Genomic DNA, 20,549 nt, shown 5'->3' with positions numbered 1-20,549 from the left:
GCATCTACGGTGATCCCCGCGCCTGCACGGTCGACGCCCCGCGTTCGACCACGGCGAGAAGGAATTCGAGATGACCTGTCCCCGCGCCGTCGAGGCCCTGACCAAGCAGCGTGACCGTCTCGTCGAGGTGCTCCGCCTGATCGACGACGGGCGGTGGTGGACCGGGGACGACGCCTGCCGGATCGACGAGGACGAGGTCTGCCTGCAGGCCGACGGGATCGGGGCTGCCCTCGACGTGGTCGAGCGTCTCGCCGGCGAGATGGCTGCGGAGGACGGCACCGGCACCGGGTCGCAGCTGGCTCCGAAAGCGACGCATGCCGTCTCGACACCGGGACATCATGTTCACGAAGGCCGCGCCGCGCCGGAAGGCCTCGGTCCGTTCTCTCGGGGCCAGGTCGGTCCCCTGCAAGACGAGATCCATCCGTCGGGGGGATACGAGCCGCGGGCCCGGCGGCTTTCCGGCGGCGTCCCGAAGCTGGCCTGATCAATAATAAGCGCCGCACCCTGGGCCATCTCGCCGTGGCGATCCGACGGGAGCCGGAGGATACTCGGGACCGGATCGCGGGTGTCATCCGCGAGGTCGCGGTACGCCTCGAACGGGACCTCTCGACCGAACAGGCTGACCCGAAGACGTATCCGGCTCGGTTCGGGCGGAGGCGCGTCGCGGCTCGCAGGGAAAGCCCCTTCATCGCGAGAGGAATGCCGGTACCTGACGTCCGATTTCCCTCAGGGCATGCGCTGTCGATCGTCCTTTCGTGAGCGACCGACGGTTTTTCGAGGTGGTCCGGACGATGTCGAGGGCGGCGACGACCGCGATACCAACACCGAGGACGAACGGCATCGAGATCGCGGGCTCGGCCATGGGCGGTCGACTGACGGCGCCCATTGGTAGGAGAGCCCGTTGAAGCATCCAGGGCGAGACGGCGACCCAGGCACCCAGCACACTGGATGCCCACCGCGTCCAGGGCTCTGGTTCGGGCCCGTCGAGGAAGGCCAAGCCCATGACGGCAAACCCGCATGCGAAGGCGTTCAGTGCGGCGGGGGAGTTCCCGGTCTCCAAGAACAGGAACGGAGTGAGGACCACGAGCGCCCCCAGCACCGCCGAGATGCCGTCGAGCATGGCCCCGACGTCGCTCCCATCCTCCGGGAACCTTCGAGTTCTCCCGCCCATGTCACCCGTTCCTCGTGGGCCGATCACGGTCGCGAGCGAGGTCCGCCCATCGAGGTGCCAGCAGGGAACGAGCCTACGGCGGGAACGCGGGCGGTATCCTTGATCCAGCGCAAGGCTTCGTCCCGAGCCCCGATCTAGGGTCTTCGTGTCCCCTCGTTCGCTCGAAGGACGCGTCCCCTCACCAGGGGCTCTCGGTGTCGCGAACGACCACGGAAGAACGTGCTTTCCGGGCGGGCATCACGAAACCGCGGCCAGCCGCGAATGCCGGAGAGATCTCGAAATGGTGGACGCGGCAATCGCCAAAGGCGATCCAAAAGACCTCTCGGTGGCGCTGCCTGCAGGTGGACGATCCGATCCTTCACCGCCGGCCGAGCTCAAGCTCCTGTTCCTCCTTTCCTGGGTGCTCTGCGCGGTCTTCTACTTCTTCCAGTACGCGGTGCGGTCTGCGCCCGGGGTGATGCAGGCGGAACTCGCCTCGGCCTGGGGTGCCAATCACATCGGGACGATGATCTCGGCCTATTACGTCGCCTACGCGGTGATGGCCCTGGTCGCAGGCGTCCTGCTGGACCGGTACGGCGCCCACCGGACCATCCCGTACGGCATCGCCGTCGTCGGCCTCGGATGTCTCGTGTTCGCGCAGGGCAGCGAGGCGGCCGGCATGATCGGCTTCGTGCTTCAGGCGACCGGGGCGATCTTCGCCTTCGTCGGTTCGTCCTACGTGGCGGCCCGGTACCTGCCGACGCGCATGCTGGCGCTGTTCATCGGCCTCACGCAATGCCTGGGCATGGCCGGCGCGGCGTTCGGATCAAAGCCCGTCCACATGGCCATCGACCCGGCCGGCGGCTTCAACGTCCCCTGGCAGCATGTCTGAGTCACCTTCGCCGCGATGGGCTTTGTCTTGGCCCTCGCGACTTGGTTCGTGATGCCGCGCGAGACCGGCGACAGCCCGAGCCACCATGCCGAGTTCTCGGTCTCCGCCCTGCTCCATCCGTTCAAGGTTATCTTCGGTAATCCGCAGAGCTGGCTCGCCGGCATCGTCGGGGGCCTTCTGTTCCTGCCCACCACCATCGGTGCCCTGGTCTGGGCCACGTCTTTCCTCCATGCCGGCGAGAACCTGTCGATGGCGGACGCCGCGTCGGACGCGGCCATGGTGCCCATCGGCTGGGTCCTCGGGTGTCCGCTCCTCGGATACGTCTCGGACAGGCTCGGCCGGCGTAAGCCGATGCTGCTGGGCGGCGCCCTGCTGATGCTCGCCGCGGGCCTGACGGCCATCTACGTCCCGGTGGGCACGCTGCCGCGCTACTCCGTGGCCCTCATCCTCGGCATCGCGTCCGGGGCGGCGATGATCCCCTTCTCGATGATGAAGGAGACAAACCCGTCGGAGGTGAAGGGCACCGCGGCCGGGGTGATGAACTTCCTCGTCTTCGTGACGACGGGGATCATGTCGCCGTTCATCTCGCACCTGATGCTACCGCGGCAGGGCGTCCCCCTGACCCTGGCTGACTTCCAGACCGCCTTCCTGCCCCTGGTGGGCGGCGTCGTCCTGGCCTTGGTCCTCGCTCTGTTCCTCCGGGAGACCGGCACGGCCGAGCAGGGACCCCTCGCGCAGGACGGCACGAAGCCTTTCGTCTCAGTCCTGGCGCCCGCCTGAGCGGCTTCGATTCAAATGCCTTCTCCTCGACCGCCCTCACGCCCAAGGATGACCACATGGATGTCGCGGTCTTCAGCACCAAGCCGTACGACCGGCGCTTCCTCGACGCGGCGGTCGCGGGCCGCCACGCCCTGACCTACATCGATGCGCGGCTCGACCGGACCACGGCGGTCCTCGCCGGCAAGGCCCAGGTCGTCTGTGCGTTCGTCAACGACGCGGTCGACACCGCCGCCCTCAATGTGTTCGCGCAACTCGGTGTGCGCCTCGTCGTCCTGCGGTCCGCAGGGTTCAACAACGTCGACCTCGCCGCCGCCAAGCATCACGGCATCCGCGTCGCCCGGGTCCCGGCCTACTCGCCCGAGGCCGTTTCCGAGCACGCCGTGGCGCTGATGCTGTCGCTCGACCGGCACATCCATCGTGCCTACGCCCGGGTCAGGGACGGCAACTTCGCCCTCGACGGCCTGCTCGGGTTCAACCTGCATGGCCGAACCGTGGGAATCGTCGGGACCGGCCGGATCGGCCTCGGCGTCGCCAGGATCATGCTGGGCTTCGGCTGCAAGGTCCTGGGATACGACGTCGAGCCGAGCCCGGCCTGCGAGGCCATGGGCGTCGTCTACCGCCCGCTCCAGGACCTGCTCGCCACCTCGGACATCATCTCCCTGCACTGCCCCCTGACGCCGGAGACGCACCATCTCATCGATGCGGCCGCCATCGGCGTGATGAAGCGCGGCGTGATGCTGATCAACACCAGCCGCGGCGCCATCATCGATACCAAGGCCGTCGTTGCCGGCCTGAACGAGGGTTGGATCGGACACCTCGGCCTCGACGTCTACGAGGAGGAGGAAGAGCTTTTCTTCGAGGACAAGTCCGACGCGGTGATCCGGGACGACGTCTTCGAGCGCCTGCTGATGTTCTCGAACGTGCTCGTCACCGGGCATCAGGGCTTCTTCACGGTCGAGGCGATGACGGCCATCGCCGAGACGACCGTCGCCAACATCGACGCGTTCGAACGGACGGGACGACCGGTCCACGAGGTCCTCTGACCCCGCGGGGGCGCGTACCCTCACCGATGGAGAACACCACGCTGCCCCACGTCACCCTGACATTCGCCCGCGGACCGGATTTTCCCAGTGGAAGCGTCGACCGCGGCTACGAGATCGACGCGCCCCTCGACGCCGGGGGAGAGCTCGATCCGGTGCTCTGGCGCAAGATGCGGGACTTTTGCCGCGTCCGCCGGTTCTGGCTCGGGGAGCCGTACCGCGACGGGCGCCTGATCCACCGGCAGGGTGGCTTCGGTGGGGGCACGTGGCTGATCGACCACGACGACAGGACGACGGATGACGACGAGCCTGGCTACCGGCTGGGCAGCCACCGTTTCGTGGAGGGCGAGTATGTCTCGATCAGCGAAGACGATACGATGCGGACCTTCGGGGTCGCAACGCTCGTCGGTCATGACGGTGGATCGGGAGCGGGTTCCGACGAGCATGGTCGCCCGCCTGCGTCGTCGAGGGTGCCATGGCCGGGGCCGGCGTCACCCGTAGGTGGCCGCCCCGACGGTCGCGCAGGCGCGATCCTGTTCCCGTGATGCCTCGCCGTAGACGCCTATGGCACCGATGAGGGTGCCATCCCGCCGAAGGGGAATGCCGCCGCGCTCGTGGAACGCCGCGGTTCCCTCGCCTTCGACGACGGAACAATAGAGATCATCCCCGGGCGGCGGCATGATCTCGCTCGGCTCGCCGGAGATGGCCGAGGCCACGGCCTTCCCGATGGCCCCGCGGGCGCTCATGCAGCCAGCGCCGTCCATTTTCGAGAAGGCGACGAGACGGCCCTGTGGGCCACAGACCGCGACGCTCACGGTGATCCCGAGCCGGCAGGCCTCGGTGACGGCGCGCCGGACGATTGCGGTCGCCTCCTCCAGCGTCAGGTCGCGGTCGTCGACCATGGAAACGCGGGCATTCATGACCGGTCGTCCCGGGTCAGCATCCCGCGCCCGAGCGCCAGCAGCTGGCTGTCCGTCGCCGCCGAAAGGTCGATGGTCGCAGTCGCCACCACGCGTCCCTGTATCTCGTGGTGATGCTCTCGCAGGCGCTCCGAGAGGACGGCCATCGCGCTGGCCTTGCCGGTCCCGTGGCCGACGATGGCCACGCGTGGCGCTCGTGCGACGGCCTCGGCGATGCGGTCGTAGTAGCCGAGGTCCTCGGGCGCGCGCTGGCCGCGATGGTTGGCCTCCTTTTGGGAGAGATGGTGGATGTAGCCCTTCGGGTGGTAGGGCCGTAGCGTCGTCTCGGTCTCGCCGCCCGCGGTCTCGGGATCGAGGCGATAGATCCGCGCCTCGTGGTGGTCGACGACGATGAGGGCATCGCTCTTCACCGGGGTTGGCGAGGCCTCAAGGATCTCGGTGGAGTAGGGCGACAGCCCGGCATCCTGCATCAGGTGGCGCAGGCGCTCGACCTCGCGCGGTTCCATGTCCTTGTCCCGCGGACGGAGGAAGGTCGCGGTCCGGCCGGCCAGGGTGAAGCCCCACGTGTCGTCGCGCTTCTTCTCGGTGCTGCCGATCCGCCCCACGAAGGCCACCACCTCGCGCCATGCCAGGTTGTTGCTGGCGGGGTGGTGGAAGATCCGGCCGAGGAGGGTCCGGTCGTGACCGTGTATCCGGGCATTGATCATCGGATGGGGTTCCTGACGGACTCCGCACCGGGCGACCTGCCCGGTGCGGTGACGGTGGGGGTCGCAGTTCGCTCAGACGACGCGGATGTCGTTGTCGACCGTCGTCGCGCCGGGCGCGCCCCAGGCCGTCCATCCGGCCAACTGTCGGTCGTACCAAGTGTGGACCGTGCCGCCGAGGTGGACGACACCGCCGTGGGCGGTGACGCTGATGGTCTTCGGGTCGTACCAGCTCCGATGAAGCGCCTTGGTGATGTCCGCGCTGATGTCGGTCGCGTTCGGATGCGGGTTGATCGTGATCAGGTTCGTAATGCCGACCACGCCGAGCATCCCGCGGATGTCATGCTCCGCGGCCGCCTTCTGGTACTGCCACTCGACCCTGCCGGTGAGCGTGACCCAACCCTTCTCGACCTTCACCTTCACCGCCTCGTCCGGAACGGAGACGTTCCAATCGAGCCGCTGCACGAGGGCGGCGGCGATCTGGTCGTCGCTTTTCCTGGCCTCGAACGGAAGGCGGACCTCGATCTCCTCGGCGACGGCGCGGACGCCCTTGACGCGTCCGGCGGCCTTCTCGGCGGCGTGCTTCTCCATGTAGTTCTGCACGTGGCCGGTCAGGGTCACGACACCGTCCTTGGCGGTCACGCCGATATGGGCGGCGGTCACGCTCGGCTCCCAGCTGAGCTCGGCGAGGACGTTCGTCTGAAGCGTCTTGTCCATGGTCATGATCTGTTTCCTGGATCGTGGAGGATGCGGACCGTCTCCGGCGATGCCTGGCGAGGCCGGGGCGGAAGGGCGCGCGGCCCGTCGGCTTGGGAACCGCCGCTGGGGAGGGCCGGTAGCAGGACGGTTCCGTCGGTGCCCATGGGACGGACCCTAGTCGCCGGTCCCATGGGGTCCTTGATCCAGCGCAAAGTCCGACGGTGCCGATACGCGCATGCTGGCCATGACGTCGGGGTGGCCAAGACACTCGCCCCGGAAAGGACGGACGACGACAGGATCGATCAGGATCGCGTACGCCGCCTTCGGGGCGCTTCTCGTCGGGACGACGGTCCAGGCGGCGCACGCAGAGGAAACCCGCGCCCTGTCCAACGGCCCGAACATGCCGCGATCCGAGGAGGTGGTGCCGAGCGACATCCGCCCGCAGGATCCACTCGCCACCGGAACGAATCTGAGACCCGATGCGCCGGTATTGAAGCCTCGGTGGTATGACCTCAGGCGGCCGCCTGTCCGCCCCCCGGACCTCTGACGGCATCGCTGCCGAGGCGCGGACGATTGGGAGGACGGCAGGCACCCGACTCACTCCCGGTCGTTCGCCCGTGGGCCCAGGCTCAGTGCGCCGACATCCGAGCGAGACGCGCCTGGTCAAGGAGGCGCACGCCCCCGGGGACGATCAGGAGGCAGCCGTCCCGGTCGAGGCGCGACAGGGTCCGGCTCACCGTCTCGATGGTCAGGCCGAGGTGGTCGGCGATGTCCAGGCGTCCCATCGGCAGTTCGAGAGTGACCGCGGATAGCCCGATCCGGACGTAGCGTTCCTGGAGCCCCACCAGGAACGCACCGATCTTCTCCTCCGCGGTACGCCGCCCGAGAAGCATCATCATGTCCTTGGCCCGGGACAGTTCCTGTCCGGTGATCTCGTGCAGGTGCATCATCAGGCCGGGATGTCGGCAGATCAGGTCCTTGAACGCCAGCCGTTCGAACCGGCAAGCGGTGACCGAACCGAGTGCGTCCGCGGAGACGGCGAACCGGTCGAGCAGGGAAAGCCCGAGGAAGTCGCCCGGGAACGCGAAGCCGGTGACCTGCCGGCGCCCGTCCGGGAGGATGCGGTACAGGCGCAGCGCCCCCGAGGTGACGTTGAAGACTGAGCAAGCGGGCTCGTCCTGTCCGTACAGGGTCTCTCCGTGGGCGAGCGAGACGCGTCGGCTCAACGGCTCCAGGACGTCGCGCTCCACCAGCGGCAGGGCAGCCGAGAGGCTGATGAGGCGGGCCTTTCCGACCCCGTTGCGAAGGAGCGAATTCGGGATGGGCCGGTAGGGTGCGGGAATGACCGTAAGTGGATGGATCGACATGGCTCTGTCCTTCCGGTTCGGTGAGGCTTCGTCGAACGGCCAGGGAGATACGTCGGGTCAGCGACCGCGCCAGCGTTCGGTCGCACGGACGCGCTCCGCATGCCGGGCGAGGTCGAGGAAGTGGTTCCGGGCACCCTCGTCGAGCGTGAAGGCGCGCTGCAGGACGCCGGCGGCCAATCGGACCGTGACGTCGTCCCAGGCACGACTGTCTTCCGCTCCGTCACGCAAGGTCGTGACCGACTTGGCTAGAACGGAAAAGGCGTCGGCCCTGAACATTGTGACCTTTCGGAGCGGGCAATCCAGGTCGGTCTACGCCTAAGTATAACGTGCATGCGGCGTCAGGGTGCGGAACCAAAAGCGCCGACCGGAAATGCAGTTTTGCTTGCATCCCGAGACCAAGGATCTGTGTCCGCCACTCAATCGAACCGCAGGATCTCGCTCAGGATCGCCGTGGCCGAAAAGAGGATGCCGGCCGGGCGGTAATCGATCTCGGCGGTCCCGCCGATCTCGACCGCCAGGGCGCGTTCGATCATACGAGACCCGAAGCCCGCCCTGGTCGGCGGGGCGACGGCCGGTCCCCCCGCCTCCTCCCAGGTGAAACGCAGCCGTTCCAAGCCGTCGACGTCGAGGATGTCCCACGTCAGCAGGACGCTTCCGGCCGCCGTGGACAAGGCTCCGTATTTGACGGCGTTGGTGGCGAGTTCATGGAGGGCCATGGCGAAGGCCAGCGCGACCCGGGAGGCGAGCTGGACGCTGGGCCCCCGGCACGTGAAGCGCCCCTCCTGGTCTGTTCCGAATGGGCGCAGCGCGACGGCGACGACCTCGCCCAAGGTCGCCCCCTCCCAAGTGTCGCGGATGAGCACGTCGTGCGCGGCGGACAACGCCAGGATGCGGGCGTCGAGGATGGTCTCGGCCTCTTCCAGGGAGGCGGACCTGCGTAGGGTCTGGCGGACGATGGACTGCACCGTCGCGAGGGTGTTCTTGACCCGGTGGGCCAGTTCCTTCGCCAGCAGGTCGCGGTGCGCCTCGACCCTCCTGCGGTCGGTGATGTCGAGCGAGATGCCGGCGATGGTCAGGGCCGTCCCGTCCATTCGGTAGGAGGCATGCCCGCGGGCGTGTATCCAATGAACCGCCCCGTCCGGGTAGGTGATCCGGAATTCGTGGTCGTATTGCGTGTCCCCGGCGATGGCCGCCGAGACCGCTCCCTGCATGCGTCCCCTGTCCTCCGCGTGGACACCCTCGATCCAGGCCTCGTAGGTGAAGGGTGCGAAGGGATCGCGTCCGAAGTTCGCCTTGCATCCCTCCGATGCGTCGAGCGACATCGTCGCGAGGTCGAGGGTCCAGGAACCGATGCGTCCGGCCTCCTGGGTGAAGCGGAGGCGCTCCTCGCTCAGGGCCAACGCGGCCGCATGCGCCTTCGCCTCCGTGGCAAGCCGATCGAGGATCACCACCCCGTGCACGTCCCGGTCGTGGAACACGGCGGGCGGCGAACCAAGGATCGGAGGCGGTTCCACTCTTGTCCGAGGTCTCGCGCGGCGCTGTCCCAACGCGGAAAGGAACGATGTGACGGTCATGTCCGCCCTCGTTTCAGGCGGCTGCGGCGGGTGCGAGCGCGATGTCGAGATGGACCGGGTTGTGAAGGGTGTTCGCCACTGCCGACCATAGAACCGTATGCCTGACGAGCGCCGCCAGTGCCTTTCGGGACGCATCGGCGTCCATCCTCACCGACACCCGGATGCTCTCGAAGCCGATGGTTCTCGGTTGCCGGTCGCCGCCGCCCCAGACCGAGGTCATGTGGATGTCGGCTTCGACGTCGAGTTCCAGCGAGCGGATCCGGATGCCCTGGGCGAGGGCGTTGGCGTGGATACCGATGGAAAGGCATGAGCCGAGGGCCGCGAGCAGGGCCTCGGAGCCGTTCGGGGCAGCGGCCTCGCCGAGCGGGCCCTCGGGCGCGTACTCCGTCACCGGCTGCGGCGGCAGGTCCCGGATGTAATTGAGCTGGTTCAGCCTTCCTTGCGCGACAGTGCGGCAGCGCAGGGTCCGGACGGCGGTCGGGTCGGCCTTGCCCTGGTGGATCACCGTCTGGAGTTCGCGCTTGTCGATGGGGGCGGCGGCTCCAAGACCTGGTTTGACGGGTGGTGGTGCCATCGAATTCTCCAGGAAGGAAATAGTGGCCAGGAGAATTCTCGGATGGCGAAAATATTTCCTGCGTGGTGATTTCCTGCCATTCAGCATAGGCTCATCCGCGACGAAGTCGGCCACCAAAGCTGACGAGGAGGAATGCGAAAACGGATCGCGGGGAGCACATGCTGGACTGGGACGACCTGAGATTTTTTCTGACGCTCGTCCGGCACGGCAGCCTTTCAAGCGCCGCCAAGGTGCTCCACGTCTCGCAATCGACCGTGGGACGGCGCCTGAACTCGCTGGAGGCGACCCTTGCGGTGCGCCTGCTCAACCGGACCCCCGACGGCTACGTGCCGACGCTGGCCGGGAAGGAAGTCCGCGAGAAGGCCGAGCGTCTGGAAGCCGAGGCCTTGGCCCTTGAGCGGGATGTCACCGGCCGCGACAGCCGTCTGCGGGGGCTGGTGCGGGTGACCTGCGCCGAGACGATGGCTGCGCACCTGCTGGCACCGAGCTTCGCCGGCCTGCACGCCAGGCATCCCGACATCATGATCGAGCTGATCCCCAACCCGAGGGAACTCAGCCTGGCGATGCGCGAGGCGGACATCTCGGTCCGCATGCGGCAGCCCGAGCAGAACGACCTCGTGGTGCGGCGCATCGGCGGCATCGCCTTCGGCCTCTACGCCACGTCGGATTACATCAGGGAACGGGGCGACCTGAACTTCGCCGAGGGCTGCCCGGACCATCACCTGATCACGCAGATGGAGGACAGCCAGGAGATGACGCAGTCGGCTTGGCTGACCGAGATGGCCTCGATGTCCCGTGTCGTCCTGCAGACGAGCAGCCACGAGGCCGCCGTGCAGGCCGCTGCCAGCGGCGGCGGGCTGGCCTGCCTCGCCCGTTTCCGAGGGGACGACGAGCCCAGGCTGATCCGGATGGACGTGCCGACGGAACCGCCCAGCGCCGACATCCTCCTGCTGGTCCACAAGGACAATCGCGACACGCCGAGGATACGGACGGTGCTCACGCACATCACGGAAAGCCTCCAGGCGCTCGCCCACCTCCTCCAGCCACCGGGCGCGAACGAGGAGGACGTGCGGGCCGTCGGCGCCTGACAAGGCGCCTTCACCCACCGACGTGGGCCGGACTTGATCCAGAACAAAGTATCGAGGGGGCCGAAGGGGCAAACCCGGGGGATGAACGGGGCGAGCAGTCTTTGGGCGCCCGACAACCCGGAACACGAACATGCAACGGCCAGCCAGATCCATCGCCCTCGGGGCGGTCGTTTCGCTCTCCCTGATGGCCCCGCTCCGGGCCGCCGAGGAGCCGAAGGCCGGACCCATGGCGGAGACGGATGCCAAGCCGGCGCAGGCCTGCCTCGACCACCTCAAGGCCTTCGACGCCCGGATGGAGAAAGACGGCTACTGGCTCGGCGGGTCGGGCTACGGATACGGCTATCCCCTCGGCGGATACTGGTTCGGCGGCTTGGCCGGGAACAACGGCATGGCGATGGGCGCCGCGTCCGCGATGATGGGGTACGCAAACGCCCGTCCCGGATACGAGGTCCGGGTGCTCCTCTCCGCCGCCGACATCCTGGCGCGCCACGGCAGGCAGCAGCCGTGCGAGGACGTGCTGGTCCAGATCCAGGCCAGCTACGACCGGTACAAGACCGGCATTCAGGGCCGGGACCTCCGGGTCGCGAACGCCTTGGGCTTCCGCGAGCAGGAGCTCTCGCTGGCGCGGCCGGTCGTGAGCCGGTCCGTCGCCTTCCGGTCGGACGACCTGCTCGGGAGCGAGGTGCGCACGCCGGGCAACGTGGCGCTCGGCAGCGTGGACGACATCGTCATGGGGCCCGAGGGCGGCGGGATCGCCTACCTCGTCGTCGCTCGCGGCGGCGTCTTCGGCCTCGGCGAACGCCACGTCGCGGTCCCGTGGGACCGGTTCAAGGTCTCGCCCAACCTGAACATCCTCGTCCTCGATACGACCAAGGACGCCATGGACCAGGCTCCGCGTATCGTCGAGGGCCGGTTCGTCAAGGCGGAGCCGTTCGCCCTGCAGACGGCGAAGGCGGACGCCTATTGGGGCGTCGCCTCCAAGACCCCGCAGGTCGATTGAGAACGCCCCCGTCGGCAGGCCCGCCCTGCCGTCTACACCCCACACCACGAATGGATCGCGACATGAGAACGACGACGGTACTGACTGCGACCTTCCTCGCCCTGACGACGATAACGACGGCGATGGCGCAAACGCCGATGGCACCTTCCACGGATGCCGCGGCGACGATGCGGGAGGCCGGGCGCGAGGCGAACGAGGCCGCCGATGCGGCCCGTGAGGCGGCCCGGCTCGCGATGCAGGCCTCGAAGGCGGCGGTGAAGGGTGCCCCGAAGCAATCCGCCGACATGATCGGGAAGCTCGTCACCGACGCCGCGGAGGCCGCCAACCGGGCCGAGACCAAGATCGCCGCGGCCAACAGGGCGGCGGGGGTCTCGGCGAACGCCTCGATGCGCAAGGCCGCCGATTCCGCGCAGAAGTCCGTGGAGGCGACGCAGGCGGCGGTGCGGAAATCACAGGATGCCGTCGCGGCCTCCATCAGCTCCAACATGGCGGCGATGCGTCGGGCGGCATCCGGAGCGCGTGCGTCCATCGTTCGCGCGGCGACGGCCACCGCGAACGCCGCCCGCGCCGCCCACGAGGCGGCCAGGACGACCTGGGACCGCGACATGGCGCAGAGCCAGGTCCGCGGCTGACGAGGGCCGCACGCGGCTGATGGGCACCAATTCGGGGGAAGGACGATGGCGATGAGCAAGATGGCACGGATCTGCGAGGAAGCCGCGCACCAGCATGACCGGGCCGCCGCCCATTACCGGCATTCCGCCAGGCATCTTGCGAACGGCGAGCACGCCGCCGCCGCCAAGGAGCGGGACCTCGCCCTCGACCACTCGGAGAAGGCCCGGATCGACGAGGTCGGGCTCCGACCCGATGGCATCGTCTCCCACGAGCGCACGACGTCCGAGGCCGCCTGGCACTTCATGGGCTAAACGCCCAGGCCACCTTCGGATCCCACGCACCCCGACGAGGAAGCCCCGATGCCCCCGAGTGGCCCGACCCTGCTTTCCCGAACCCGTCACTGGCCCATCTCTCCTCAGGCCGATCGGAGCCCGCTGTCGGAGCCGCAAGGCGTGCCGGACTACGGGCCCGGACATCCGCTGGCCGCAGCTTGGCAATAATCACACCGGGCTTCGGAGACTTGGCCATGCCATCCGTTCTGCAAGTCCAAGTGCCATACCATAGGGCGGACGCTTGAACCGGTTCGGATCACGCTCGGGCAACGCCATACGCCAAACCAAGGCAACCTCCGGCGTCCTGCTCGGCCGTCAGCAGCAGGCAGCAGGAGCAGGCAATGGTGGGGAAGGGCGGACGAGTTCGTAAGCCCAAGATGCTTAAGCAGTTCTGAATGGCGATTCATCGTCGATGAAAGCCAAGACGTCGGTGCGGATCCGAATCGCTCGACTGACAATCGATTTGCTCGAATCAAGCAGTCATGCCTAAGCTTGACCGTCATCACTTGTAGCTGCTTGCAGACGGTCACCGCAAATGCCCGGCACCACGGACGTGCGCATCTTGATGCGCGGCGCACTCACGTCACGCCGCGAGGCAACACGGCGCGCAAAGGTCGACCGGCCGGCCGTGCTGCTACAGCGCCCGACGGAACGCTCGTTTGCACGCACCTGCGAGGTCAACGATCTCTTGATCGAGGGCACGGAGGCGGTGCTGAGCGAGAGCGGCCGCCTGCCGCCGTACCGGGACACGAGCTGAGAACCGTCGCGCCTCGATCCGAAGGGCCACGGCATCACGACGCTCCGACGTCATGACGCTCCAGCATCGCGGCGGATCGATGCGGCGCCTCACACGCGGAAGCCGGACGAAGACCGCCCGGTCCGCACCGTCTCCGCTCTCGGACATTCGGGTTCGACGGTCGCCGGGGTGGCGCTCCTGCCGCTACCACTCGTTATCGCCATCGGCTCGCTGGTTCTCAGCGGCCTCGCGGGCCGGATCGCGTCCAGACCCCGCCTGATTGCAGGTCCCTTGGCCGTCGCGGTCGGGTTCCCTCTGCTTCTGCGTATCGGCGGACACAACGTCCACGGGTCGACGGTTCTGCCCGGCACCTTCGTCGCGGCACTCGGCATGGCCTATGCCGTGGCACCGCTCACGAGCGCGGCGGCCGGGTCCGGCGACGAACGCTACAGTAGCTTGGCCTAGGGGTTCAACACCGCCGTCGCCCGTGCGGGGGCTCGTGGCCACGAGCTCGATCGGAGGGATCCTCGCCGCCCGTGGCTCTGTGCTGATCGATGCCTTCTTCGTCGCCGTCGTCGTGAACGTGATCGCCTACATCGCTGCCGCCGCCGGTCTGATGCCAAAGCGCCCAAACGCCTGAATGCCGGGTCCCGGCCTAGTGCCGTCGGACCGCTCGATCAATTCAGCGCCGACGGCTTCACCCGAGCGGTGCTGTAAGCCCGTTCATGACGTCGCTCAACGGCGCCTGGATCATCTCGCGTCAGGATCACGTGGTGGCGCCCTTCACATTCCGACAGCCTCCGGACGTGACCGTCGACCGGCGTCGCCGCGGTGGTTCGTCAATTCGCTCCACGGACGAAGGCATAGCGACCGACGGAGGCGCCACCGCCGCGATGATGCACGGGCGCTGGTATACGATTGTCCGGCTTCGCGCCGGGCGCACGACGGGCATCGGACGCGTGAGTGGAGGCGGTGCGCAAGGCGCTGCGCAGGCGCAGGACCTCGTCGCGAAGCCTCGCGTTCTCGCGCTCGACTTGCCCCAGCCGCTCGACACCCTCCGGCGGCAGGCCGCCGAGCCGTCGGCGCCAGCGGTAGAACGTACCGATCGAGACGTGCGCGGCGGAGCAGATCTCCGCGATGGCGGTCCCGGCTGCGGCCTCCTTCAGGAGGAACGCCACTTCCTGGTCGGTATGCCGGGATCGACGCATGCGCAGCTTCCCTGTTCGGAGCCGTCCGGTCGCCGCGATGCAAGAGCAGTCCTCGCGGCGCGCTCGACGCCTTGGAATGCCGGATCTCTGCAAGAGCCGGACCGACGCCCAAACGGCAATTTTGACGTTTGGGCACGACCGCGCCCACAGGGCGGGCGCCATGCCGGCCATTTGCGCACGCCGCCGCCATGCCTGCAGTCACTTTGGTCTTCCGCGCACAGCCCCGCGCCCGGACAATCCGACAGCGAGGCAGGGGCATGGGTCCGATGGCAGAATTCACGAGACGGGGCTTGATCGGAACCGCCGCGGCTCTCGCCGCCCCAGCCCTGATTCGCCCAGCTTGGGCGGTAGAGACGGTCAAGCTCGGCTGCCTGTTCTCATCGTCTGGAACGATGGCCAACATCGAGGGGCGGCTCAACTATGTCGTCCGCATGGCCGCAGACCAGCTGAACGCCAAGGGCGGCGTCAACGGGCGCCAAGTCGAGGTCGTCACCTCGGATCCGGCCTCCGATTGGCCGCTCTACGCGCAGATCGGCCGGCAGATGCTGCAACAGGAGAAGGTCGCCGCCCTGTTCGGCTGCTGGACCTCGGTGTCGCGCAAATCCGTGCTGCCGGTGGTGGAGCAGAACGACGGCCTGCTGTTCTATCCGCTCCATTTCGAGGGCGAGGAGAACTCCAAGAACGTCGTCTACGTGAACTCGCCGCCGGCGAGTTCCGTGCTGCCGGCCGTGGATTACCTGATGGGGTCCGAGGGCGTGTCCGCCAAGCGCTTTTTCATGATCGGCTCGGACTACGTCTGGCCGCGGACCATCAACAAGATCCTAAAGGGATACTGGGCGTCCAAGGGCATCGCCGAGAGCGCGTGGCGCGAGGAGTACGTGCCGCTCGGCTTCTCGAACTTTCAGACGCTGGTGAACCAGATCCGCACGTTCGCCGCCCAGCCCGGCGGCCAGCCGATCGTCGTCCTCACTGTCGTCGGCTCCTCGATCCCGGACTTCCTACGCGAGTTCGCCAACCAAGGCATTCTCGCCACCGACGTGCCGATCCTCGGCCTCGACATGGTCGAGGCGGATCTGGAGGGCCTGGATACGACCAAGCTGGTCGGGCATCTCAATTGCTGGGCATACCTTCAGGCCGCCAAGGGTGAACGCAACGCGGCGTTCCTTTCGGATTGGGCGGCCTATGTGAAGGCCAAGAACGTGCCCTTCAGCGCCGACACGGTGATCGATCCGATGGTGTCGGCCTACGACAGCGTCCAGCTTTGGGCGCTGGCGGCCGCGAAGGCGAAGAGCTTCGCGGTGCCCGAGGTGCGCAAGGCCTTTGCGGGGCTCAGCTACGAGGGACCGTCCGGTTACACGCTGACCATGACAGGCGAGAACAACTACGTCTCGCGCGGGATCTTCATCGGCTCGGTCAACGAGAAGCGCGGCTTCGACGTCTTGTGGCAGTCGCCGGATGCCCCCAAGCCTGTGCCGTTCAGCCCGTATGGCTGAGTTGCCGCAACCGGTGTCGTTTCTCGTTCGCGGGGTGCGGGTCGCCCTCGCCTTGATCCTGATGGTGTCCGCTTCCATGGCGCAGGCCGCTGCGGACCCCATCGACCGCTCGGCCCTCGCCAGGGCCGTCTGCAGCGACGGAGCCGGCCTCGCTCGCGGCGCGGAAGATGTTGTCCGATCCGCCGCCACCGCCAGCGCCGACGACCTCGCGTTCTCCGGCTCCATCCTGCGGGCGCTGCTCGACCGACGGCTCGCTTGCGTCGGGGATACGTCGGTCCTGCTCGATCGCCCAGGGGGCAGCGAAGGCCGCGATGCCGCGACCGGCGCGACGCAGTCGGCCGCCGGCGCACGCTCGCCGGTCCTCGGCCTGCGCCAACGCGGGCTCGTCGAGACAGGCGCTGGGGTCGTCGCGCTGCTCACCGGCGCCAGCACCGCCCAGCGTTCGGCCGGACTCGCCACCCTGGAGCGACGGGCCGCAGCGGTGCCCGAGGCCGACACCATCCTGGAGCGCGCCCGCGCCGCCGAGACGGATGCGGTTCTACGCGCCGCGATCGTTCAGGCAATGCAGGCCGCCGCGCTGAACGCCCCCGAGCCCGCGCGCCGCCGGGCGGCCATCGGCGCCATCGCCGACGCCCCGTCGAGCGCCGCACGCTCCCGGCTCGCGAGTTTGCGGACCGATCCGGCCTATGCCGCGGATCCGGCGTTCAAAGCCGCGCTCGATGCGGGGATCGCGCGGGTCGAACGCGCGGTCACCATCGGCGACGGACTCGCGCTCTCCTACAACGCCCTGAGCTTTGCCAGCATCCTGTTTATGGCAGCGGTCGGCCTCGCGATCATCTTCGGGCTGATGGGGGTGATCAACCTCGCCCAGGGCGAGCTCATCATGGTCGGCGCCTATGCCGCCTACGGCGTGCAGGAGGCCTTTCGGATGGTCGCGCCGGGTCTGATCGACCTCTACCTCGTCGCGGCGATTCCCGTCGCGTTCCTGGCATCGGCCGGCGTCGGCATCGTCGTCGAGGCCTTGATCCTACGCCACCTCTACCGAAGGCCGCTGATGAGCCTGCTCGCCACATGGGCGGTGAGCCTGTTCCTGATCAATCTTGTGCGCGTCGTCTTCGGCTCGCAGAACCTACAGTTCGGCATGCCGTCCTACGTCAGCGGCGGTGTCCCGCTCTACGCCGACTTCATCGTCACCTGGAACCGGCTCTTCGCCATCGCCTTCGCCGCGGTGACGCTCGCCGCGACGCTGCTGATCCTCAAGCGCACGCCGCTCGGCCTCGACATCCGCGCGGTGACGCAGAACCGCGACATGGCCGGCGCGCTCGGCATTAGGACCCGACGGGTCGACCGCCTCGCCTTCGGTTTCGGCTCAGGGCTCGCTGGGCTCGCGGGAGTGGCCCTATGCCCGATCTACAGCGTCAATCCGGGCATGGGCGCGACCTTCATCGTCGACAGCTTCATGGTGGTGGTCCTGGGCGGCGTCGGCACCGTGGTCGGGACGGTGGTGGCGGCGCTCGGCATCGGCGGGGCCAACGTGCTGATCGAGCCGTTCTACGGGGCGGTCGCGGCCAAGGTGATCGTGCTCATCGGCGTCATCGTGTTCCTCCAACGACGCCCCGAAGGCCTATTCGTTGCGAGGCGTCGGCGATGAGCGGGGCAGCCGAGAGCCTGCCGTCCCCGGTCAATGCACGTCCGCGTCGGCCGGCCGCGTGGCTTCACGAACCGCTCCTCGTCGGCATCCTGCTGCTAATCCTGGCTGCTTGCCTGGTGCTCGTCGGACTGAAGCCCGCCCCCTACGTCGTCAACACGATCGGGCAACTCGCCGTCTTCGCGATCCTCGCCGTGTCGCTCGACCTCATCTGGGGCTACCTCGGAATCCTCAGCCTCGGTCACGGGCTGTTCTTCGCCATCGGCGGCTACGTCTGCGCCATGCACCTGTTGTCGCACGCGTTCTCCGCGACGGGGGTCGCGCCGGACTTCGTGCAGTTCATGGGCTGGAAGACGCTGCCGGCCTACTGGGCCGGGCTCACCAACGCGCCCTACGCCCTGTTCCTGGCGATGGCGCTGTCGGGGGCCGTCGCCTTCGTCTTCGGCTTCGCCTCGTTCCGCTCGCGGGTGAACGGCGTCTACTTCTCGATCATCAGCCAGGCGCTCGTCTACGTCGCCATGTTGCTGATGTTCCGCAACGATACCGGGCTTGGCGGCAACAACGGCATGACCGGCTTCCCGCTGCTGTTCGGATATCCGATGGGCTCGGCGGCCGTGACGACGGGCCTCGCCCTAGCCTCGCTCGGCGCGCTGGCGGCGGTTCTCGTCGGCACCCGCGCGCTGGTGGCGGGGCGGATCGGGCGACGCATGCTGGCGTGCCGCGACGACGAGACCCGGCTGCGCACCCTCGGCTACGGCACGACACGGCTGAAGCTCGGGATCTGGTGCCTCTCGGCGATGATCGCGGCGCTGGCCGGCGTGCTCTACGTGCCGCAGGTCGGCATCATCAACCCGCGGGTGCTCGCCCCCGACCTGTCGATCGAGATCGCGGTCTGGGTGGCGATCGGCGGGATGGGCCGTCTCGGCGGTGCGGTGATCGGCGCGGTTGCAGTCAACGCGCTCAAGTTCTGGCTCAGTGCGGCGATGCCGGAGGCGTGGCCCTTCATCCTGTCGGGGCTGGTGCTCGTGGTGGTGCTGGCATTGCCGAACGGCCTGCTCGACTTCGCCTCCCTCCGCACCAAGCCGACATGGCTGCGCAACGGAGGGGGCCGGTGAGCGCCCTTCTGGTCGACAAGCTCGATGTAGTCTTCGGCCGCTTCCGGGCGCTGACCGCGCTATCGCTCGCCGTCGATGCCGGCGAGGTCCGCGCCGTCATCGGCCCGAACGGGGCCGGCAAGACCACGCTCCTCGACGTGATCTCCGGAATCACCAAGCCCCTCCGCGGCCGGGTGATGCTCGGCGACAGCCTGGACCTAGCCAAGTGCTCCGAGGCTGGGATCGCCAAGGCAGGCGTGCGGCGCAAGTTCCAGAAGCCGAGCGTCTTCCCGGCGCTGACGGTGTACGAAAACCTCGACATCGGCTGCGGCGCTGGGCTCCCGGCATCGGAGCGCGCCGCGCGCATCGGGGCGGTGCTCGGCGAGATCGGCCTCGAACCCCGCGCGCACGCACTCGCCGGGGCACTTGCTCACGGCGAGAAGCAGTGGCTGGAAATCGGCATGGTGCTGGGTTCGAACCCCAGGATCATCCTGCTCGACGAGCCGGTGGCGGGGCTCTCCGACGCGGAGACCGAGCGCACCGCCGCGCTGATCCGCGCGCTGCGAAGGCCCGACCGGGCCATCGTGGTGATCGAGCACGACATGGCCTTCGTCGAGGCCATCGCGGACCGGGTGACGGTGCTGCACGAGGGCCGCACCCTCTACGAGGGCGGGATGCGCGGCGCTCGGGCAGATGCCCGCGTGATCGAGGTGTTTCTAGGCCGATGAGCATGCCCGAAGCACCGCCGATGCGGCTCACGGTCGAGGGGCTCGACCAGCATTACGGCAGCGCGCAGGTGCTGCGCGGCGTCGCGCTCACGATCGAACCGGGCAGCTGCCTCGCAGTGCTCGGCCGCAACGGCGCGGGCAAGACCACGCTGCTGCGGTGTCTGGCCGGGCTGATCCCGGCGAGCCGCGGGCGGATCGCCTTCGACGAAGACGAGATCGCATCCTGGCCGACCGATCGGCGCGCGCGGGGCGGGCTTGCGACGGTGCCGCAGGGCCGCGAGATCTTTTCGGATCTGACCGTCGCAGAGAACCTGCGCGTCGCCGCCCGCGCTCACGGGCTGGAGCGCACCGGGGCGGTGGACGAGGCAGCGGCGCTGTTTCCTGCGTTGCGCGAGCTTTGGCACCGGCCCGGGGGCAACCTCTCGGGCGGGCAGCAGCAGCAACTCGCCATCGCCCGCGCGCTGGCGACGCGCCCGCGGCTGCTGCTCCTCGACGAGCCGACCGAGGGCATCCAGCCCTCAATCGTCTCGGCGATCGAGGCAGTGATCGCCGGCCTCAAAGGTCGGATCACCGTGCTGCTCGTCGAGCAGTATCTCGATTTCGCGATCCGCCTCGCCGACTCCGTCGTGGTCCTCTCGCGCGGGGGCATCGTCGAGCGGAGCGAGCGCGGCGCGATCAGCCACGCCGACCTCACCCGCCACATCGCCGTCTGACATCAGGAGCGCACATGCCGACGCATCACGAGATCCCGGCCACCCCCGACAAGATAGTGCTCGGCTACTTCGACGCCGCGCTGCCGCCGGTGCTCGAGATCGCGTCCGGGGACACGGTCACCCTCCATTCCTTCCCCGCCGGCGGACGCGAGTCGCTGCATCCCGATCCCGCGCGGGTCTCGGCCGAGCACCTCGCG

Annotated in this window: 23 protein-coding genes and 2 pseudogenes; 16 read left to right on the top strand and 9 right to left on the bottom strand. The window is 68.3% G+C overall.

Annotation, left to right across the window (positions count from 1 at the left end; genetic code table 11):
• Window positions 1-70: 70 nt before the first annotated feature.
• Window positions 71-484 carry a hypothetical protein gene (locus MKK70_RS09365; RefSeq protein ID WP_243947155.1) on the top strand — a complete coding sequence of 138 codons (414 nt, stop codon included), beginning with the start codon at window positions 71-73 and terminating at the stop codon, window positions 482-484.
• Window positions 485-685: 201 nt separating this feature from the next.
• Here the strand turns inward: MKK70_RS09365 and MKK70_RS09360 are convergent, their stop codons facing one another.
• On the bottom strand, window positions 686-1,120 hold the full coding sequence (locus MKK70_RS09360) for a hypothetical protein (protein WP_243947153.1): 435 nt from the start codon (window positions 1,118-1,120) through the stop codon (window positions 686-688).
• 331 nt (window positions 1,121-1,451) lie between these two features.
• On the opposite strand from MKK70_RS09360, the pseudogene MKK70_RS09355 reads away from it, so the two are divergent.
• The 3 genes and pseudogenes from MKK70_RS09355 to MKK70_RS09345 all read left to right on the top strand — a co-directional run bounded on the left by MKK70_RS09355 (window position 1,452) and on the right by MKK70_RS09345 (window position 4,407).
• Window positions 1,452-2,822, top strand: a pseudogene (locus MKK70_RS09355) (MFS transporter).
• A 56-nt stretch (window positions 2,823-2,878) separates the two neighbouring features.
• A complete protein-coding gene (locus tag MKK70_RS09350; protein ID WP_243947151.1) occupies window positions 2,879-3,865 on the top strand; it encodes a 2-hydroxyacid dehydrogenase in 987 nt (328 codons plus the stop codon).
• 26 nt (window positions 3,866-3,891) lie between these two features.
• Window positions 3,892-4,407, top strand: a complete 516-nt coding sequence (locus MKK70_RS09345) for a hypothetical protein (RefSeq protein ID WP_409566037.1) — start codon at window positions 3,892-3,894, stop codon at window positions 4,405-4,407.
• Here MKK70_RS09345 and MKK70_RS09340 read toward each other — a convergent pair.
• The 7 genes from MKK70_RS09340 to MKK70_RS09310 all read right to left on the bottom strand — a co-directional run bounded on the left by MKK70_RS09340 (window position 4,354) and on the right by MKK70_RS09310 (window position 9,814).
• On the bottom strand, window positions 4,354-4,782 hold the full coding sequence (locus MKK70_RS09340; RefSeq protein ID WP_243931979.1) for a GlcG/HbpS family heme-binding protein: 429 nt from the start codon (window positions 4,780-4,782) through the stop codon (window positions 4,354-4,356). The genes MKK70_RS09345 and MKK70_RS09340 overlap by 54 nt on opposite strands.
• Window positions 4,779-5,489, bottom strand: a complete 711-nt coding sequence (locus MKK70_RS09335) for a hypothetical protein (RefSeq protein ID WP_243947148.1) — start codon at window positions 5,487-5,489, stop codon at window positions 4,779-4,781. The genes MKK70_RS09340 and MKK70_RS09335 overlap by 4 nt, the downstream gene beginning before the upstream one ends.
• A gap of 72 nt (window positions 5,490-5,561) precedes the next feature.
• Window positions 5,562-6,209 (bottom strand): BON domain-containing protein, encoded by a 648-nt coding sequence (locus tag MKK70_RS09330; RefSeq protein ID WP_147724807.1) that lies wholly within the window; start codon window positions 6,207-6,209, stop codon window positions 5,562-5,564.
• A gap of 605 nt (window positions 6,210-6,814) precedes the next feature.
• Window positions 6,815-7,552, bottom strand: a complete 738-nt coding sequence (locus tag MKK70_RS09325) for a cyclic nucleotide-binding domain-containing protein (protein ID WP_243947146.1) — start codon at window positions 7,550-7,552, stop codon at window positions 6,815-6,817.
• A gap of 57 nt (window positions 7,553-7,609) precedes the next feature.
• Window positions 7,610-7,828 carry a hypothetical protein gene (locus MKK70_RS09320; protein ID WP_243947144.1) on the bottom strand — a complete coding sequence of 73 codons (219 nt, stop codon included), beginning with the start codon at window positions 7,826-7,828 and terminating at the stop codon, window positions 7,610-7,612.
• Window positions 7,829-7,968: 140 nt separating this feature from the next.
• Complete coding sequence (locus MKK70_RS09315) at window positions 7,969-9,066, bottom strand: sensor histidine kinase (protein WP_243947142.1); 1,098 nt, start codon at window positions 9,064-9,066, stop codon at window positions 7,969-7,971.
• Between the two features lie 73 nt (window positions 9,067-9,139).
• Entirely contained in the window at window positions 9,140-9,814 is a 675-nt protein-coding gene (locus MKK70_RS09310) for an OsmC family protein (protein WP_243947140.1), read from the bottom strand.
• A gap of 44 nt (window positions 9,815-9,858) precedes the next feature.
• Between MKK70_RS09310 and MKK70_RS09305 the strand changes: the two genes are divergently transcribed.
• From MKK70_RS09305 to MKK70_RS09280, 6 genes are all read left to right on the top strand, one after another.
• A complete protein-coding gene (locus tag MKK70_RS09305; RefSeq protein ID WP_147724817.1) occupies window positions 9,859-10,788 on the top strand; it encodes a LysR family transcriptional regulator in 930 nt (309 codons plus the stop codon).
• Between the two features lie 130 nt (window positions 10,789-10,918).
• Window positions 10,919-11,788, top strand: a complete 870-nt coding sequence (locus MKK70_RS09300) for a PRC-barrel domain-containing protein (RefSeq protein ID WP_243931984.1) — start codon at window positions 10,919-10,921, stop codon at window positions 11,786-11,788.
• A gap of 62 nt (window positions 11,789-11,850) precedes the next feature.
• Window positions 11,851-12,420 carry a hypothetical protein gene (locus MKK70_RS09295; RefSeq protein WP_243947138.1) on the top strand — a complete coding sequence of 190 codons (570 nt, stop codon included), beginning with the start codon at window positions 11,851-11,853 and terminating at the stop codon, window positions 12,418-12,420.
• A gap of 51 nt (window positions 12,421-12,471) precedes the next feature.
• Window positions 12,472-12,711 (top strand): hypothetical protein, encoded by a 240-nt coding sequence (locus tag MKK70_RS09290; RefSeq protein ID WP_147728921.1) that lies wholly within the window; start codon window positions 12,472-12,474, stop codon window positions 12,709-12,711.
• A 556-nt stretch (window positions 12,712-13,267) separates the two neighbouring features.
• Window positions 13,268-13,489, top strand: a complete 222-nt coding sequence (locus tag MKK70_RS09285; RefSeq protein WP_243947135.1) for a hypothetical protein — start codon at window positions 13,268-13,270, stop codon at window positions 13,487-13,489.
• 478 nt (window positions 13,490-13,967) lie between these two features.
• Window positions 13,968-14,108, top strand: coding sequence for a hypothetical protein (locus tag MKK70_RS09280; protein WP_243947133.1), 141 nt, complete (start codon window positions 13,968-13,970; stop codon window positions 14,106-14,108).
• A 199-nt stretch (window positions 14,109-14,307) separates the two neighbouring features.
• On the opposite strand, the gene MKK70_RS09275 is transcribed toward MKK70_RS09280, so the two are convergent.
• Window positions 14,308-14,676 carry a transposase gene (locus MKK70_RS09275; RefSeq protein WP_187275388.1) on the bottom strand — a complete coding sequence of 123 codons (369 nt, stop codon included), beginning with the start codon at window positions 14,674-14,676 and terminating at the stop codon, window positions 14,308-14,310.
• 266 nt (window positions 14,677-14,942) lie between these two features.
• Between MKK70_RS09275 and MKK70_RS09270 the strand changes: the two genes are divergently transcribed.
• The 6 genes and pseudogenes from MKK70_RS09270 to MKK70_RS09245 all read left to right on the top strand — a co-directional run.
• Window positions 14,943-16,169 (top strand): transporter substrate-binding protein, encoded by a 1,227-nt coding sequence (locus MKK70_RS09270; RefSeq protein WP_279603575.1) that lies wholly within the window; start codon window positions 14,943-14,945, stop codon window positions 16,167-16,169.
• Window positions 16,170-16,182: 13 nt separating this feature from the next.
• The gene (gene urtB / locus MKK70_RS09265; RefSeq protein ID WP_243947128.1) at window positions 16,183-17,820 is read left to right on the top strand and encodes an urea ABC transporter permease subunit UrtB; all 1,638 of its coding nucleotides are present in this window, start codon (window positions 16,183-16,185) and stop codon (window positions 17,818-17,820) included.
• On the top strand, window positions 17,817-18,932 hold the full coding sequence (gene urtC, locus MKK70_RS09260) for an urea ABC transporter permease subunit UrtC (RefSeq protein WP_147841486.1): 1,116 nt from the start codon (window positions 17,817-17,819) through the stop codon (window positions 18,930-18,932). The genes urtB and urtC overlap by 4 nt, the downstream gene beginning before the upstream one ends.
• A complete protein-coding gene (locus MKK70_RS09255; RefSeq protein WP_147858518.1) occupies window positions 18,929-19,639 on the top strand; it encodes an ATP-binding cassette domain-containing protein in 711 nt (236 codons plus the stop codon). Before urtC ends, MKK70_RS09255 begins: the two co-directional genes overlap by 4 nt.
• A 2-nt stretch (window positions 19,640-19,641) precedes the next feature.
• Window positions 19,642-20,352 (top strand): ATP-binding cassette domain-containing protein, encoded by a 711-nt coding sequence (locus MKK70_RS09250; RefSeq protein WP_243947126.1) that lies wholly within the window; start codon window positions 19,642-19,644, stop codon window positions 20,350-20,352.
• Window positions 20,353-20,366: 14 nt separating this feature from the next.
• A pseudogene (locus MKK70_RS09245) lies at window positions 20,367-20,549 on the top strand (amidase); the annotation flags it as partial.

Source organism: Methylobacterium sp. E-041 (assembly GCF_022829665.1).
In the GTDB taxonomy this organism is placed as follows: Bacteria; Pseudomonadota; Alphaproteobacteria; order Rhizobiales; family Beijerinckiaceae; genus Methylobacterium.
The sequence above is the reverse complement of the archived record's forward strand: the minus strand, read 5'-3'. Positions and strand labels throughout refer to the sequence as shown.

Excerpts from the sequence above, each read along its gene's own strand:
- MKK70_RS09295 (WP_243947138.1), top strand. The coding sequence starts at position 11,851 with ATGAGAACGACGACGGTACTGACTGCGACCTTCCTCGCCCTGACGACG.
- MKK70_RS09360 (WP_243947153.1), bottom strand. The coding sequence starts at position 1,120 with ATGCTCGACGGCATCTCGGCGGTGCTGGGGGCGCTCGTGGTCCTCACT.
- MKK70_RS09335 (WP_243947148.1), bottom strand. The coding sequence starts at position 5,489 with ATGATCAATGCCCGGATACACGGTCACGACCGGACCCTCCTCGGCCGG.
- MKK70_RS09340 (WP_243931979.1), bottom strand. The coding sequence starts at position 4,782 with ATGAATGCCCGCGTTTCCATGGTCGACGACCGCGACCTGACGCTGGAG.
- MKK70_RS09365 (WP_243947155.1), top strand. The coding sequence starts at position 71 with ATGACCTGTCCCCGCGCCGTCGAGGCCCTGACCAAGCAGCGTGACCGT.
- urtC (WP_147841486.1), top strand. The coding sequence starts at position 17,817 with ATGAGCGGGGCAGCCGAGAGCCTGCCGTCCCCGGTCAATGCACGTCCG.
- MKK70_RS09305 (WP_147724817.1), top strand. The coding sequence starts at position 9,859 with ATGCTGGACTGGGACGACCTGAGATTTTTTCTGACGCTCGTCCGGCAC.
- MKK70_RS09320 (WP_243947144.1), bottom strand. The coding sequence starts at position 7,828 with ATGTTCAGGGCCGACGCCTTTTCCGTTCTAGCCAAGTCGGTCACGACC.
- MKK70_RS09285 (WP_243947135.1), top strand. The coding sequence starts at position 13,268 with ATGCCCGGCACCACGGACGTGCGCATCTTGATGCGCGGCGCACTCACG.
- MKK70_RS09270 (WP_279603575.1), top strand. The coding sequence starts at position 14,943 with ATGGCAGAATTCACGAGACGGGGCTTGATCGGAACCGCCGCGGCTCTC.
- MKK70_RS09300 (WP_243931984.1), top strand. The coding sequence starts at position 10,919 with ATGCAACGGCCAGCCAGATCCATCGCCCTCGGGGCGGTCGTTTCGCTC.
- MKK70_RS09290 (WP_147728921.1), top strand. The coding sequence starts at position 12,472 with ATGAGCAAGATGGCACGGATCTGCGAGGAAGCCGCGCACCAGCATGAC.
- MKK70_RS09330 (WP_147724807.1), bottom strand. The coding sequence starts at position 6,209 with ATGACCATGGACAAGACGCTTCAGACGAACGTCCTCGCCGAGCTCAGC.
- MKK70_RS09275 (WP_187275388.1), bottom strand. The coding sequence starts at position 14,676 with ATGCGTCGATCCCGGCATACCGACCAGGAAGTGGCGTTCCTCCTGAAG.
- MKK70_RS09345 (WP_409566037.1), top strand. The coding sequence starts at position 3,892 with ATGGAGAACACCACGCTGCCCCACGTCACCCTGACATTCGCCCGCGGA.
- MKK70_RS09325 (WP_243947146.1), bottom strand. The coding sequence starts at position 7,552 with ATGTCGATCCATCCACTTACGGTCATTCCCGCACCCTACCGGCCCATC.
- MKK70_RS09250 (WP_243947126.1), top strand. The coding sequence starts at position 19,642 with ATGCCCGAAGCACCGCCGATGCGGCTCACGGTCGAGGGGCTCGACCAG.
- MKK70_RS09350 (WP_243947151.1), top strand. The coding sequence starts at position 2,879 with ATGGATGTCGCGGTCTTCAGCACCAAGCCGTACGACCGGCGCTTCCTC.